The sequence below is a fragment of the Pararhizobium sp. O133 genome (assembly GCF_051669845.1).
In the GTDB taxonomy this organism is placed as follows: Bacteria; Pseudomonadota; Alphaproteobacteria; order Rhizobiales; family Rhizobiaceae; genus Pararhizobium.
The window spans coordinates 3,968,363-3,983,909 of sequence record NZ_CP196426.1 but is presented as its reverse complement, the minus strand read 5'-3'; the positions used below and the strand labels follow the sequence as shown (position 1 = coordinate 3,983,909).

Below are 15,547 nucleotides of genomic sequence, written 5' to 3'. Positions count from 1 at the left end.
CTTGACCTGATAGGACAGCCCAAAAGGCAGGCAACACAAATGACATTCAAAGACAAGCCCCAGCGGCCTGGCGGTAAATCCGCACGGTCCGACAAAAAGCCCTATACCGGCGCGCGCAAGGCCGCTGCCGATCATGAGGGCGCTGTAAGCAGCGAAACCGAGAAGCCGCGCAAGCCACGGCCGACGGCAACCGAAACCGTTGGCGCCGATGTGCCGCAGCGCATCTCCAAGATCATGGCGCGCGCCGGCGTTGCCTCGCGCCGCGACATCGAGCGGATGATCATGGAAGGCCGCGTGTCGCTGAACGGCAAGCTGCTCGACAGCCCGGTCGTCAACGCGACGCTCGCCGATCATATCGAAGTGGACGGCCAGCCGATCCGCGGCATCGAGCGCACGCGCCTCTGGCTTTATCACAAGCCGTCCGGCCTGGTGACCACCAATGCCGATCCGGAAGGCCGCCCGACGGTGTTCGACAACCTGCCGGAAGACCTCCCGCGCGTCCTGTCCATCGGTCGTCTCGACATCAACACCGAAGGCCTGCTGCTGCTGACCAATGACGGTGGTCTTGCACGCGTGCTGGAACTGCCCTCGACCGGATGGCTGCGCCGTTACCGCGTCCGCGCCCACGGTACGATCGAGCAGGCAGAACTCGACAAGCTGCGCGACGGCATCGCCGTCGATGGTGTGCTCTACGGCGCCATCGAGGCGACGCTGGACAAGGTCCAGGGATCCAATGTCTGGATCACCATGGGCCTGCGCGAAGGCAAGAACCGCGAAATCAAGAACGTCATGGGCGCGCTCGGTCTCGACGTGAACCGGCTGATCCGCATTTCCTATGGCCCGTTCCAGCTCGGCGAACTGCCGGAAGGCCAGGCCCAGGAAATCCGCGGTCGCACCCTGCGCGACCAGCTCGGCCCACGGTTGATCGAGGACGCCAAGGCGAATTTCGACGCGCCGCTGTTCGACAACGAGGCGGCCGAAGAGACAAAGCCGCAGAAGAACGACTGGGCCGCCGGCAAGCCGGAGGCCCGCGAGCGTGGCGGTTTCAAGGAAAAGGCCGGCGACAAGCGCGAACGTGCGCTGTCGCGCCTCGACACTCGTCGTGACGACAAGAGCGGTGCCCGCCCGGACCGCAAGGAGCGTGGCGGACGCGATGCGCCGGCTGCGAGGTTTGACGACCAGCCGAAGCGCGAGCCCGGTTTCCGCGCCCGCAAGACCAATGTCTGGATGGCGCCCGGCGCCCGTCCGCTGGCGGAGAAGAAGCCGAAGGACGCCCAGGCGGCCGACGCCGCCGAAAAGCCGGTGCGCCGCGAACGCCCGGAAGGCGCGCCGACCAGCAAGCGTTATGGCAAGACCAAGGACGGCCTGGCGACGAAATCCAACCGCAAGTTCGATCCTGACCGCAAGAAGGCCTCCGTCTACGATCGTCCGGATCGTGGTCCGCGGGTCATCGTGACCCGTGATGATGACGACAGGGACTGGATCAGGGCAACAGAAGAGCCGAGCCGCGACGAAGGTCGCGGTGGCGACCGCAAGCGTGGCGATGATCGCGGCGCCCGCAGCTTCGGCGATCGTCCACCGCGTGGCGACCGTCCCCAGGGAGATCGTCCACCGCGCCGGGATGGCGACCGTCCGGCCCGCCGTGAAGGCGGCGACAAGCCGTTCGGCGATCGCAAGCCGCGCGCTGAAGGCGCCCGTTCCTTCTCCGATCGTCCCCGCAGCGACCGCCCAACCGGTGATCGTCCCCAGGGCGACCGGCCGCGCAAGCCTTTCGGCGAAAAGTCTTTTTCGCGCGATGATGGTGACCGCAAGCCACGTGATTTCGGAGATCGTCCGCCACGCGGAGACCGTCCAACTGGCGACAAGCCGCGCGGAAAGTCCTTCGGTGGCAAGCCGGCCACTGGAAAGCCAGGAGGCGCAAAGCCGTTTGCCGGCAGGACCGACGGCCCGCGTGGCGGCAAGCCAGGTGGCGGCAAACCTTCAGGTGGCCGCCCGAGCGGTGGCGGCCCAAGTGGTGGCAAGCCGCGCGGACGCGGGAACTAAGCGCGCGTGCGGATCGTCGGCGGCGAGTTTCGCGGGCGCGCTCTGGAGACGCCCAGGTCCAGCGACATCCGGCCGACCACGGATCGGACGCGTGAAAGCCTGTTCAATATCCTGAGCCACGCCTATCCGGAGGCGCTGGATGGCGCGCGTATGCTCGACCTCTTCGCTGGAACCGGCGCGGTCGGGCTCGAAGCCCTGTCGCGCGGTTGCCGCCAGGCCTTGTTCGTTGAAATGGGCGCCGAGGGCAGGGGACTGCTGCGCACCAACATCGAAGCGTTCGGCCTGACCGGCCGGGCGCGCGTCTTCCGCCGCGATGCCACCGATCTCGGTCCGGCCGGTACGGTCGATCCGTTCCATTTCCTCTTCGCCGACCCGCCCTATGGCAAGGGCCTGGGTGAAAAGGCGCTGGCTTCAGCGGCGAAAGGCGACTGGCTGGTCGATGGCGCCCTTGCCATCCTCGAAGAGCGGGCGGATGTCGTGCCGGTTCTGCAGGACGGCTTCACCTTCATCGAAGATCGCCTGTTCGGCGACACGAAGATGCATTTCTATCGTTACCGAGCACAGTGACACGGGAGCGACGCCGAACATGACTTCAGGCCTCGTACCATCGACATCATCGAATGATCCGACCGTCGCAATCGCCTTCGGTGGTGGTGGCGCGCGCGGCCTGGCGCATATCCATGTCATCGAAGCGCTGGATGAACTCGGCATTCGACCGGTCGCGATCGCCGGCTCGTCGATCGGGGCGATCATGGGTGCCGGCATGGCATCGGGGCTCACCGGCGCGGATATTCGCAGCCACACGCTGGCGACCGTTGGGCGGCGCGCGGAAATCTTCAACCGGCTGTGGAGCCTGCGCCCGGCAAGCCTGACCCAGGCGGTGACCGGCGGTTTCCGCTTCGGCCAGTTCAATATCGAGCGGATCCTGCCGGCCTTCCTGCCCGATAAGATCCCGAAGGATTTCGCCGACCTTCAAATCCCGCTCAATGTCATGACGACGGATTACTACGGCCAGGCCGAGCGTGTCTGTTCAAGCGGCGACCTGTTCCAGGCGCTGGCCGCTTCCGCCGCATTGCCGGCCGTGTTCATGCCGGTGCGCATCGACGGTCGGGTGATGATCGACGGCGGCATCTACAACCCCGTGCCGTTCGATCACCTTACCGGACTGGCCGATATCATCATCGGCATCGACGTCGTCGGCGGGCCGGATGGTGATGGCGAAACCATGCCGAGCCGGATCGACAGCTTGTTTGGCGCCAGCCAATTGATGATGCAGTCGATCATCGCCATGAAGCTGAAGGCGCACCCGCCGCATATCCTGCTGCGCCCGGAGGTCAACCGTTTCCGCGTGATGGATTTCCTGAAAGCGCAGGACGTGCTGGCGGCGACGGCGGGTGTCAAGGATCAGCTAAAGGTAGCGCTGGATGCGGCCTTCAAGGCCGCAGGCAAGGCCTGACCGTCCTCAATCCGCGCCCGCCATCGCATCGTTCGTCGGCTTGGGGCCGGCCGGCAGCATGTCGTCATCGGCCGCAAGCGCAGGTGCCTGTTCGCGCTTCGGCTTGACCAGCGGTTCGGGCTTGACCGGCTGGTAGTGCAGCATGTCACGCCCGGCGCTGATGCCTTCGGCTTCCTGGATGACGAGGCGTGCCTCGTCGCGCCGGCGGATGTCGTCGGTGATCGCTAGGGCCTCGTTGTCGCCGATCCCCAGTCCCTCCAGCGTCTTGCGGCCGAACAGAAGGCCTGATTCGAATGTCTCGCGCAACTCGTAGTCGACGCCGCGCGCCCGGAGCGAGAGGGTGTGCTGGCGGTCATAGGCGCGGGCATAGATGCGGGCGTTCGGATATTCCGCCTGCACCATGTCAACGATCTTGTCGGTGATCTCCATCTTCTGGGTGCAGACGGCGACGATCTTGGCACGCTCGATGCCGGCTGCCCTGAGCACATCGAGCCGTGTGCCGTCACCGAAATAGATGCGGAATCCGAAGGTGGCGGCCTGGCGCACGCGAGCGGCCGAATGATCGATGATCGTCACCTCTCGTCCGCCGGCCAGCAGAATCTGCGAGGCGATCTGGCCGAAACGGGAAAAGCCGATCATCAGCACGTCGGCGCCGGCACCGTCGAAATCCTCCTCGAGTTCCTCGGTCACGTCGTCCTGTTCCCGCATCAAAAGGTTCGCCAGAGCCGAGGCCGGCGGCGTCAGCGCCATCGACAGCGTGACGATGACGATCAGCAGCGAGGCCCAGTCGCCGGAGAACACGCCTGCTGCGGCGGCGGCGGTGAAAAGCACGAAGCCGAATTCGCCGCCCTGCGGCAGGAGCAGGCCGATACGCACCGCGTCATTGTGCGGCGAGCCGGTCATCCGGCAAAGTGCATAGATGATCGTCGCCTTGACCAGCATCAGCGCCGGCACTGCGATGAGGATGATTTGGTAATTGTCGAGGATGACATCGATCTTCAGCGACAATCCGACAGCCATGAAGAACAAGGCGAGGAGCAGGCCGCGAAACGGCTCGATATCGGCTTCCAGTTCATGGCGATAGGAAGATTCGGCAAGCAGCACGCCTGCGAGGAAGGCCCCCATGGCCATCGAGAGACCGGCAAGCTGCATCAGCGTCGCCGCTCCGAGCACGACCAGCAGCGCCGCCGCGATCATGACTTCGCGGGCGCCGGTGCGGGCGATGATCTGGAACAGCGGATTGATCAGGTAGCGGCCGGCAATGACCATGATGAGAATGGCGCCGACCGCAATGCCGAAATCCTCCAGCGGCGGGCTGGTGTCTTCCGGAGCCTGCAGCGCCAAAAGGGGGATCAGTGCCAAAAGCGGCACGATCGCCAGATCCTGCAGCAAGAGCAGCGAGAAAGCGCGCTGGCCATAACGTGAATTGGTGTCGCCCTTCTCGTCGAGGATCTGCAGGGCAAATGCTGTCGAGGACAGGGCGAGGCCAAAGCCGCTCATGACGCTGCCGGCCCAATCGAGCAATCCGGTCGCAAAGACGATGGCGGATAGGGCGGCGCCGGTCAGCAGCACCTGTGCGGTGCCGAGGCCCAGGATGTCGCGCCGCATCTGCCAGAGGCGGGATGGTTTGAGTTCAAGCCCGATGACGAACAGCAGGAAGACGACGCCCCGTTCGGCAAAACCGAGGATCTGCTCGCCATCGCTGATCTGATGCAGGATAGGACCAATGAGGACGCCGGCGGCGAGGTAGCCGAGCACGGTGCCGAGCCCCAGCTTCTTGAAGATCGGGGCTGCCACGACGGCGCCGGCGAGCAGCAGCAAGGTCTGTGAATCGAGGGCCGTTGTCGTCGACATGCATCTGTTCTTTCTTGGAGCCACGGATGTTTTCCGCGGATATTGCGTCATTCGGACAGGGAGATGCCTGGAATCCGGTATTTCAACCGGGGCGCCGGCGAAGAATCAGGATATGCCCTTGATGCCCGTGCCACTGCACAATAAATGGAGCGGGAATGAAAGGCTAAATCATGTCCGATACTCCCGATTCCGGCGTTCTCCAGACCGACGTTCTGCAGGCAAGGGCCACCGAACTTCTCGATCTCGCTCTGAAGGCCGGCGCCGACCAGGCGGATGCCGTCGTCGTCCGTGGACGCTCCCGCTCCGTTTCGGTACGGCTCGGCAAGGTCGAGGGAACGGAAGCATCGGAAAGCGACGATTTTTCGCTGCGCGTCTTCGTCGGCCGCCGGGTTGCGAGCGTTTCGGCCAATCCCGGCTTCGATCTCAAGGTGCTCGCCGAACGCGCCGTCGCCATGGCCAAGGCCTCGCCGGAAGATCCCTATGCCAGCCTCGCGGACGCAAGTCGGCTGGCGCAGTCCTACCCTGATCTTGAACTCCACGATACAACGGACGTTTCGACCGAAGCCCTGACCGCAGCAGCCCTTGAAGCCGAAGAAGCAGCCCTTGCCGTCTCCGGTGTCACCAATTCCAGCGGCGCCGGTGCCTCCGCCGGCATGGGCGGTCTCGTTCTCGTCACCTCGCACGGATTTTCCGGCGCCTATATGGGAACCCGCTTTGGCCGCTCCGTCAGCGCGATCGCGGGTGAGGGTACGCGGATGGAGCGCGATTACGATTTCGATAGCCGCCTCTATTTCGCCGATCTGAAATCCTCCGCTGAAATTGGTCGCACTGCCGGCGAACGGGCGGTGGCGCGGCTCAATCCGCGCCAGGTGCCGACCCAGAAGAACCTCACCGTCATATTCGATCCGCGCATCGCGCGCGGCTTTGCCGGCCATATCGCCGGTGCGATCAATGGCGCGTCGGTTGCCCGCAAGACGACGTTCCTGCGCGATATGATGGGCAAGCAGATCATGAAGGCCGGCATCAGCGTCACCGATGATCCGTCGATCGTTCGCGGTTCCTCCTCTAGGCCCTTTGACGGTGAAGGCGTGACCGGGCAGAAGCTGTCGATGATCGAGGACGGCGTGCTCCAGCACTGGTTCCTGTCGACGTCCACCGGTCGCGAACTCGGGCTGGAAACCAATGGACGCGGCGTGCGCGGCGGTCCGGCCGTCACACCGGCGCCGACGAATTTCGCGCTGGAACCCGGCAATGTCTCGCGCGAGGATCTCATCCGTAATGTCGGAACCGGTTTCTACGTCACGGAACTGATCGGCCAGGGCGTCAACATGCTGACCGGCGAATACAGTCGCGGCGCATCCGGCTTCTGGATCGAGAATGGCGAGTTGACCTTCCCGGTCTCTGAGGTCACGATTGCGTCGAACCTCAAGCAGATGTTCATGGCGATCACACTGGCCGACGATATCGACCGCAAGTTTGGCGTTGCCGCGCCGACGCTGGCGATCGAAGGCATGACGCTGGCAGGCAAGTAGGCGCCTGCCCACAAACTTCAACGCGGCCGGCCGGGCCGCGGGAAATGGAAAGACCGAGATGAATGTCGTCCGCCCGTCGCCGGAGCAATGGACCAGTGATCTGGAATTGATCACCGAGGCGGCGCAGGCCGCTGGCGAAAAGGCGCTGTCCTACTTCCGCAAGGACCCGGACGTCCAGTGGAAGAACGGCGGTCGTTCCCCGGTCAGCGAGGCGGATTATGCCTCCAACGACATCCTCAAGGAAAAGCTTTTGGCGGCTCGGCCGAACTATGGCTGGCTGTCGGAAGAGACCGATGACGACGACGCGCGGCTCGGCTGCGACACCGTCTTCGTGGTCGATCCCATCGATGGAACGCGCGCCTTCATTGCCGGCAAGGATGTCTGGTGCGTCAGCGTTGCCGTCGTCCATCTCGGGCGTCCGGTCGCCGGCGTGCTGTTTGCGCCGGCGCTGGATGAACTGTTCCAGGCGACGCAGGCGGGGCAGGCGATCAAGAACGGCGCGACCATAAGCGTGACAACCCGGAACGGGGCCGATGTCCGCATCGCGCTTGCCGAGGATGCTGTGAAGCTACTGGCCCCCGGTTACCGGACGGGCGTGACGCGCATTCCGCACGTGCCGTCGCTTGCCTATCGGATCGCGATGATCGCCGATGGCCGCATCGATGGGACGGTGGTCAAGAAGAACTCGCATGACTGGGATCTGGCCGCCGCCGATCTCATCCTCGAGCGGGCAGGGGGGGCGCTTTTCAACCTTGGCGGTCAGCCGCTTTCCTACAATCGCCCCAATGTTCGTCATACGGTCCTGTGCGCTGCGGCAACGCCCGCTTTGCCGGCATTGATTGCCGCTGCACAAGGGCTGGAGGGCCATTGACCTTTGCGGCGGGATGCCGCAAACCACAAGAAAACACGTGAAGAAAATTGGAAAATCTGATGGCTCAGGACTCGGAAAAGAAACAGCGGCTGCATCTGGTGTTCGGCGGCGAATTGACGACGCTGACCGGTGTACAGTTCCGCGATCTGGAAAAGCTCGATATCGTCGGCATTTATCCGGATTACGACAGCGCGCTCACGGCCTGGAAGTCCAAGGCGCAGATGACGGTCGACAACGCGCATATGCGCTATTTCATCGTACACATGCACCGGCTGCTCGATCCGGAACAGGCTTGATGCCGGTGCGATCCGGACAGGTCGGCGCCAGGCTTGAAAAAGCCACGGTGGAAAGCGCGACGGTTCTTTCGAACATCGGCCGCGCCAGCGGAGATTTTCTGTCATGAGCCGCATGCTCGCCCGGCTGGCGCTGTCCAGCTATCGCTGGATCGGTTCGGCGATCTATCCCTTCGTATGGTCCTACCTCGCGGCACGCGCCGCCAAGGGCAAGGAAGACTCCACACGACGCCAGGAGCGCTACGGCCACGCCAGCGCCGCCCGGCCGCAGGGGCCGCTGGTCTGGTTCCATGCGGCAAGCGTCGGCGAGACGACGGCCGTCATTCCGCTGATCAAGGAAGTCTCGCGCCGCGGCATCTCCGTCGTGCTGACGACCGGCACGAAGACATCGGCGAGCGTTGCCTCCGAGCGGCTCGGCTCCAGCATCATCCACCAGTATGTTCCCCTCGACTTCAAGCCGGCCGTCGCCCGCTTCCTCGATTACTGGGAGCCGGACCTTGCGATCATCGCCGAATCCGAAATCTGGCCGATGACCATCGTCGAACTCGGGCAGCGCCATATCCCGCAGGTCCTGGTCAACGGCCGCCTGTCGGACCGCACCTTCGGGCGCTGGAAGAAACGGCTTTGGCTGGCCGATGCGCTGTTTGAAAACCTGGCGCTGGTCATCGCCCAGTCTGAACTCGATGCCGACCGTTTCCGCACGCTCGGCGCCCTTCCGGTCATGGTGTCCGGCAACCTGAAGGTGGATACGGACGCGCCGCCGCATGACGCTCAGGCGCTGCGGCACTATCGCCAGCAGATCCGCGACCGCAAGACCTGGGCGGCGATCTCGACCTTCGAGGGCGAGGAAAATGCTGCCGGGATCGTCCACCGGGCGCTGAAGGAGCGCACCGGTCTGCTCACCATCATCGTGCCGCGTCATCCCGAGCGCTGCGACGCCATCGAGGCGATGCTGAACGCCAAGGGCCTGACGGTCGCGCGGCGCACCCGCAACGATCCGATCACGCCGGAGACGGACATTTTCCTCGGCGATACGATCGGCGAGATGGGGCTCTACCTGCGCATGACGGAAGTGGCCTTCGTCGGCCGCTCGCTGTTTGCCGAGGGCGGGCAGAACCCGCTGGAGCCGGCCATGCTCGGCTGCGCCATCCTGTCGGGCGGCAATGTCCAGAATTTCCGCGACACCTACCAGATGCTGGCCAAGAACGGCAGCGCCAAGATCATCCGCGATGTCGAGATGTTGGCCAAGGGCGTCAACTATCTTCTCGTCAACGACGAGGTACGTCGCAAGATGATCGATGCCGGGCTTGAAACCGTGCATGAAATGCGCGGTGCGCTGTCGGCGACGATCCGGGGGCTGGAACCCTACATCAATCCGTTGACGGTGAAGGCGCGGCTGCAGCCGCGCGGCGACAACTGACGTCCACTCTTTTCAATCGGGATGCCCATGATGACCGACAAGACCATAACCGGCATCCTCTTCGACAAGGACGGGACGCTGCTCGATTATGCGAAAAGCTGGGTGCCGGTGAACTATGAAGTGGCGAGCATCGCCGCCAATGGTGACGACGCCTTGGCGCGCCGCCTGCTGGTCGCGGGCGGCATGGATCCGGATACCGGTTACGTGACGCCAGACAGCCTGCTTGCCGCCGGCAATACGGTGGAGATCGCCACCGGCATGGTCGCTGCCGGCGCGCCCTATACGGTCGAGGCCCTGACGGTAAAGCTCGACGGGCTGTTTGCAAATTCGGCCGCCTATGCCGTGCCCGTCACCGATCTCGGAGCGTTCTTTGCCGGACTGCACGCCAAGGGCTACCGGCTTGGTGTTGCCTCCAGCGACAACGAGCGCTCGATCCGGGAAACCGCCAAACGCTTCGGCTTCGACGGTTATCTGCATTATGTCGCGGGGTATGACAGCGGCTTCGGCACCAAGCCGCAGCCCGGCATGGTCATCGGCTTCTGCGAGGCGACGGGCCTTCAGCCGAACCAGGTCGCCGTGGTCGGCGACAACAATCACGACCTTCACATGGGCCGTAATGCCGGCGTCGGGCTGACGGTCGCTGTGCTGACCGGCACCGGCTCGCCGCAATCGCTCGCGGCGGCCTCGGATCATTGCCTGAACGACATCACCGAACTGGAAACGGTGCTGAGCTAAGCCGCTTTGCCTGATCCTATTGGAACAACTGCATCAGCAGCGACGGTGAGTTGTTGGCAATGTTCAGGGCCTGGACGGCGAGCTGAACCTGCGACTGGATGGCCTTGAGCCTGGTCGAAGCATCGCTCATATCGGCATCGACCAACCGTCCCACTCCCTTCTGGATCGTGTCCGTCAGGGTCTTGTTGTAGTCCGTCTGCATGTCGATGCGCATGCCGAGCGAACCGAGCGTCGCGGCGCGGTCGGTCAGCGTCGAGTGGATTCCCTCATAGCGCTCGAGCAGCGTATCGATCGCATAGTCGATGAGATCGTCGGGGACTTCGCCGAGATGCGAAGCGCTGAACATGTCGTCGGTCTGGGCGCCGTTGGTAAAGCCAATTTGGGTTCGGCCGTTGAAGGCGGGCAGCCAGGCCGTGGTCTTGGCGGGATCGTCATGCGGCACGCCATTGGTCATGCCGTCCGCCTGCGGTGTATCGACCAATCCATTCTCGGCGGTCAGCGTGCCGTTGGCGTTCTTGTAGGTGGCTGGTCCGAAGACGTTGAGATTGCTGTCGCCGTAGATGTTGATGATGCCAATCCGGCCCTTGGTATAACTCGCGACGATGCCGCCGAAGACGATATTGGTGTCCGGCGGTGTCATCTCGATATATTTCAGGGTCTTGCCATTGCCATCGACATAGGTCTTCTCGGTGAAATTCAGCTTGCCCGGGGCCAACAGGTTGCGACCGTTGAAGGAGGCGGATTGGGTGGTCGCGAGGAACTGCTTTTCCAGTTCATAGACCTCGGCGCTCATCTTGTAGCGATCGATGCCGGGCTCGCGCATCGCAACGATCTTGGCCTTGATCTCGGAGGTGATATCGACCAGGTCTTCCATGGCCTGGTAGGAAACGTCGATCAGGGCGGCGCCCAGCTCCAGCGCGTCGATGACCGTGCTGGTCGCCTTGGTCGTGTTGCGCATATCGGTTGCGATCGACCAATAGGCTGCGTTGTCAGCCGCTTCGGAGATGCGCATGCCCGTGGTCATGACATCCTGAAGTTTAGCATGGGTAGAATCGTTATGGCGCAGAATCGCCAAAGCGGCGGTGGCCGCCGAGTTGAAGCTGATATTCGTCATTTAAGGTCCGCTACGAAAAACAAGAAAACGGAAGTTACCAAATGTAGTTAATCCAGAGTGCCCCAGACTGGTTAACACTCGGTATAGGCGAGCCCTCTTCCGCCACCGCAAGGGTTGTTCAGGGCTCCCATGATGAACGCTCATAACTTTTGCGACGACGCGCAAGGCTTGCAATTCCCGACAATCTGCCGTTTTGTGTCGCGGATCGGGACGGCTTTTCCGTTTGAAAAAATGTTTCCGCAACGACGAGAATTTTGCCGCGCGCAGCAATACCGAGCTGACGGCGCGGGGAGGCCTGGAAGGACTGATGGTTTCTGATGCACCACCGTTCTGGTGGACGAAAGCGGATTGGCGTGCTTACGGCCTCTGGCCGTTTTCCTGGGTTTACGGCCGCATTTCCGGCTCGCGCATGGATCACGCCCGCCGTGTTTCTGTTCCTGTTCCCGTCATCTGCGTCGGCAATTTCACCGTCGGCGGCGCCGGCAAGACGCCGACGGCGATCGCGCTGGCGCGGGCTGCCCGGCAAAAGGGCCTGAAGCCGGGTTTTCTCAGCCGCGGTTATGGCGGCTCGCTCGACGTGACGACAGTTGTCGACCCGGCGCATCACCGCGCTCGCGATGTCGGCGACGAGCCGCTGCTGCTGGCGCGCGAGGCACTGACGGTCATCTGCCGAAAACGGGTGGAGGGCGCCCGGCGGCTGGTCTCCGAGGGTGCCGACCTCATCATCATGGATGACGGCTTCCAGAGCGCCCGGCTGACCTTCGATTTCTCGCTGCTGGTGATCGACAGCCGGCGCGGCATCGGTAACGGCTTCCTGATCCCATCCGGCCCCGTGCGCGCGCCGGTCCGCCAGCAGATCCGTCATGCCTCGGCTCTGCTGAAGATCGGCAATGATGACCGCGCCGATGCGCTGATCCGCCGGGCGGCCCGCGCCGGCAAGCAGATCTACGAGGCGACTGTCGAACCGCTGGATGATGGCAGCCTGAAGGATGTGCCGGTCATGGCCTGGGCCGGTATCGCCGATCCGGAAAAATTCTACCGCACCCTGCGCGGCATGGGCGCGGTGCTGGCGGAAACCCGCAGCTTTCCCGATCACCATCATTTCTCCGATGACGAGGTCGCCGATCTCATCGACCACGCCGCCGCCAACGGCTATCGGCTCGTGACCACGGCCAAGGACATGGTGCGGCTCGAGGCTGGCCATGGGCGCGCGGCGGAACTGTCGAAGGAGAGCAGGGTGGTCGAGGTGGAAATCCGTTTCGATGATCCGGCCTCGCCAGCCAAGATTATCGATGCCGCCGTGAAGGCCGCGCGGTTGCGCAATCTGCGCAAATCGACGGCTTGACGATAACTGGCCGGTGCCGGCCGGCGGATATCAGTTCTTCTGGTTCGGCAGGATTCCGGCGCGCTTGTCGGCCTCGAAGGACGCTTCCGCATCGGCATAGGGTTCCTGCCGGGCAACGCTCCAATAGCGCAGTTCATCGACGGGAATGGCGGCACCGGTCACGACGCAGGTGACATGGGAGCCCGGCAGCACGATCTGGAAATCGCCGTCGAGATAGCGGATCTTGGCTTCCCGATTGCTGCTGCCTTCAAATCTGTTCATCATCCTTCGACCCCGCATCTCCGTATCCGCTTTTGCGAGCGCATCCTGGCCGGCATCGTTTTCGATGCTATCGAGGCGTCAAGGCGCTGCGTCTTCGGACATCATCTATCGCGATCACCCCGTTGCACGCAACAGCTTCGCCGTCCGGTCTGTCCAATAGATTCACCCACGCGCGAAAAATCGCCGTGGTTTTCAAAGAGCAGTTCGGCCGGGGCGCTCGAAAGAACCTCGTTTGGGTGTGGGAAAGTGGCTCTTGCCAGCGCCCCGTTCGGCGGTTTTTGCCCACGCACTTTTTCCACTACGGCCTCATCGGCCCTCTGTGCATCGCACGCCCGCAGCAGCAACAGCCTGCGGAGGGGAAATTTCGCTTGGACCCCGGCTATGGGGACGTCCGTCCTTTCCCCAAACCCGGCGCCGGCCCCGCCTCGCTGCCACGGCTGGCAGTGTATCCGTGGCGGGACGAGGGGTATCGTAGACTGGATTTTTATGGCGGGGATTTTGTCGTGCGGTGGAGATCCCCTCACCAACAAAATCTAACACTTAGCCTTTGGCTAAGATGTTGATTTTGTGTCCTCTCCCACTGGGGGAGAGGTAAGGATGCGGTATCTCCCAGCGCCTTTTATCCCCGGCTTGGCCAGAAATTGGCTGCGCGTTTGTCTATCTCCCCCTTGGCGGGGGAGAAAGCAATTTCAACATCTTAGCTTCAGCTAAGTGTTAGAAATTGCAAGAGAGGGGGCAACTCCGGCAACACAACGAACCTAACTCCGCCCAAACAACCGCTCGATGTCGGAAAGCTTCAGCTCGATATAGGTCGGGCGGCCGTGGTTGCATTGGCCGGAACCCGGCGTTGCCTCCATCTGGCGCAGGAGCGCGTTCATCTCCTCCGGTCGCAGCCGCCGGCCGGAGCGGACGGAGCAGTGGCAGGCCATGGTGGCGGCGAGATAGTCGAGGCGGCTGGCGAGGCCATTGGCGGTGTCCCATTCTGCGAGTTCGTCGGCCAGTTGCCGCACCAGCCCGGCGGCGTCGATTTCACCGAGCATGGACGGGGTCTCGCGGATGGCGATGGCGCCGGGGCCGAAGCGTTCGATGCCGAGCCCCAGACGGGAAAACTCGGCGGCGTGGCTGATCAGCCGGTCGCAATCGTCCTCGGGCAGATCGACGATCTCGGGAATGAGCAAAGCCTGCGCCGGGATCGGACGTGAATTTAGGCCCTTGCGCAGTTCCTCGAACACCAGCCGTTCATGGGCGGCGTGCTGGTCGACGATGACGAGGCCGTCCTCGGTCTGGGCGACGATGTAGTTTTCATGCAGCTGTGCCCGCGCCGCGCCCAAGGGGTGCGATTTCTCCGGCTGCGGGGCGGAGACGGTTTCGGTCTCGAAGATGGCCGCCCGGGCAGAGGGCGCGGCCATAGTAGCGAAGGCGGCCTGTGGCGCTTCCCTGAAGGCCGGTGACGGCGCGCCGAAATCCATTGGCCGGTAAGGGGACGAGGCAGCGCTCCATGGGGTCGCCGGCCGGGGCTGTTCCGGGCGGAAAGCGCGCATCAGCCCGCTGCCGCCGGTGGTCGATGCCCGGTCGCCATCCTGTGCCAGCGCCTGTCTTATCGCGCCGATGATCAGGCCGCGGATCAGGCCGGGATCGCGAAAGCGAACGTCCGACTTGGCGGGATGGACGTTGACATCGACGACATCGGGATCGACGGTGAGCGACAGGACGGCGACGGGATAGCGCCCCTGCGGAATGGTTTCGGCATAGGCAGCGCGCAGCGCCGACCAGATCAGCTTGTCCTGCACCGGACGACCGTTGACGAAGGCATATTGCTGCAGGGAGTTGCCGCGATTGAAGGTAGGCACACCGGCGAAACCGGTCAGCCGCGCACCTTCGCGCTCGGCATCGATCTCGATGGCGTTGTCGCGGAAATCACGGCCGAGCACCTGGGCGATGCGCGCCAGCCGGTCGTCGCCGGTCGAGGAAAATTCCAGCGTCGTCCGGTCGGAGCCCGACAACACGAAACGGACGCCTGGAAAGGCGATCGCCATGCGGCGCACGACGTCGGAGATGGCAGACGCCTCCGCCCGTTCCGTCTTCATGAAATTCAGCCGGGCAGGGGTGGCGAAGAACAGGTCGCGGACCTCGACGACCGTGCCCTGATTGACGGCCGCCGGCTTCACCGGCTGCAGCTTGCCGCCGAACACGCCGATTTCGGCGCCATGGCTGGCGCCGGCCGGCCGGCTGGTGATCGTCAGCCGCGCAACGGAGCCGATCGAGGGCAGGGCCTCGCCGCGAAAGCCGAGCGTGCGGATATCGAGAAGATCGGTATCGAGCTTCGAAGTGCAGTGGCGGCGAACAGCGAGTTCCAGATCATCAGGCCCCATGCCGGAACCGTTGTCGACCACGCGCAGCAGCGTCTTTCCGCCGCCCGCCGTGGCGATCTCGATCCGGGTCGCACCGGCGTCCAGCGCATTCTCGATCAGTTCCTTGGCGGCACTGGCCGGCCGTTCGATGACCTCGCCGGCGGCGATCTGGTTGATGAGGGTTTCGGAGAGCTGCTTGATTGGCATGGGCCTATTGTCCGGGATTCGCGGGCATATGAAAAGCGGTGCAAACGATCTATCCCCGGCTGTGT

General features: G+C 63.7%; 13 protein-coding genes. 9 read left to right on the top strand and 4 right to left on the bottom strand.

The features are described 5' to 3' along the window. Positions 1–39 precede the first annotated feature (39 nt). Genes ACST81_RS19270 through ACST81_RS19260 form a run of 3 tightly spaced genes read left to right on the top strand, consistent with a single transcriptional unit; the run spans position 40 to position 3,499 of the window. Complete coding sequence (locus tag ACST81_RS19270) at positions 40–2,043, top strand: pseudouridine synthase (protein ID WP_438749923.1); 2,004 nt, start codon at positions 40–42, stop codon at positions 2,041–2,043. Between the two features lie 6 nt (positions 2,044–2,049). Further along, entirely contained in the window at positions 2,050–2,610 is a 561-nt protein-coding gene (gene rsmD, locus ACST81_RS19265; protein ID WP_438749921.1) for a 16S rRNA (guanine(966)-N(2))-methyltransferase RsmD, read from the top strand. 19 nt (positions 2,611–2,629) lie between these two features. Further along, a complete protein-coding gene (locus ACST81_RS19260) occupies positions 2,630–3,499 on the top strand; it encodes a patatin-like phospholipase family protein (protein ID WP_438749920.1) in 870 nt (289 codons plus the stop codon). Between the two features lie 6 nt (positions 3,500–3,505). On the opposite strand, the gene ACST81_RS19255 is transcribed toward ACST81_RS19260, so the two are convergent. Beyond that, positions 3,506–5,353 carry a monovalent cation:proton antiporter-2 (CPA2) family protein gene (locus tag ACST81_RS19255; RefSeq protein ID WP_438749919.1) on the bottom strand — a complete coding sequence of 616 codons (1,848 nt, stop codon included), beginning with the start codon at positions 5,351–5,353 and terminating at the stop codon, positions 3,506–3,508. 170 nt (positions 5,354–5,523) lie between these two features. On the opposite strand from ACST81_RS19255, the gene ACST81_RS19250 reads away from it, so the two are divergent. The 5 genes from ACST81_RS19250 (at position 5,524) to ACST81_RS19230 (ending at position 10,204) form a co-directional block, all read left to right on the top strand. Continuing rightward, positions 5,524–6,885: a TldD/PmbA family protein gene (locus ACST81_RS19250; protein WP_438749917.1), complete on the top strand. Its 1,362-nt coding sequence runs from the start codon at positions 5,524–5,526 to the stop codon at positions 6,883–6,885. 58 nt (positions 6,886–6,943) lie between these two features. After that, a complete protein-coding gene (locus ACST81_RS19245; RefSeq protein ID WP_438749915.1) occupies positions 6,944–7,756 on the top strand; it encodes a 3'(2'),5'-bisphosphate nucleotidase CysQ in 813 nt (270 codons plus the stop codon). A 59-nt stretch (positions 7,757–7,815) separates the two neighbouring features. After that, positions 7,816–8,052 carry a DUF4170 domain-containing protein gene (locus ACST81_RS19240; RefSeq protein WP_438749914.1) on the top strand — a complete coding sequence of 79 codons (237 nt, stop codon included), beginning with the start codon at positions 7,816–7,818 and terminating at the stop codon, positions 8,050–8,052. Between the two features lie 103 nt (positions 8,053–8,155). Then, a complete protein-coding gene (waaA, locus tag ACST81_RS19235; RefSeq protein ID WP_438749912.1) occupies positions 8,156–9,469 on the top strand; it encodes a lipid IV(A) 3-deoxy-D-manno-octulosonic acid transferase in 1,314 nt (437 codons plus the stop codon). Between the two features lie 27 nt (positions 9,470–9,496). Then, positions 9,497–10,204 (top strand): HAD family hydrolase, encoded by a 708-nt coding sequence (locus ACST81_RS19230; RefSeq protein ID WP_438749910.1) that lies wholly within the window; start codon positions 9,497–9,499, stop codon positions 10,202–10,204. Between the two features lie 16 nt (positions 10,205–10,220). Here ACST81_RS19230 and ACST81_RS19225 read toward each other — a convergent pair whose 3' ends face one another. After that, positions 10,221–11,318: a flagellin gene (locus ACST81_RS19225; protein ID WP_438749908.1), complete on the bottom strand. Its 1,098-nt coding sequence runs from the start codon at positions 11,316–11,318 to the stop codon at positions 10,221–10,223. Between the two features lie 307 nt (positions 11,319–11,625). On the opposite strand from ACST81_RS19225, the gene lpxK reads away from it, so the two are divergent. Further along, entirely contained in the window at positions 11,626–12,663 is a 1,038-nt protein-coding gene (lpxK, locus tag ACST81_RS19220; RefSeq protein WP_438753688.1) for a tetraacyldisaccharide 4'-kinase, read from the top strand. A gap of 30 nt (positions 12,664–12,693) precedes the next feature. Here the strand turns inward: lpxK and ACST81_RS19215 are convergent, their stop codons facing one another. Both ACST81_RS19215 and mutL read right to left on the bottom strand, forming a co-directional pair. Beyond that, positions 12,694–12,927, bottom strand: coding sequence for a DUF2093 domain-containing protein (locus tag ACST81_RS19215; RefSeq protein WP_438749906.1), 234 nt, complete (start codon positions 12,925–12,927; stop codon positions 12,694–12,696). Between the two features lie 755 nt (positions 12,928–13,682). After that, positions 13,683–15,482 (bottom strand): DNA mismatch repair endonuclease MutL, encoded by a 1,800-nt coding sequence (gene mutL, locus ACST81_RS19210; protein ID WP_438749905.1) that lies wholly within the window; start codon positions 15,480–15,482, stop codon positions 13,683–13,685. Positions 15,483–15,547 lie beyond the last annotated feature (65 nt).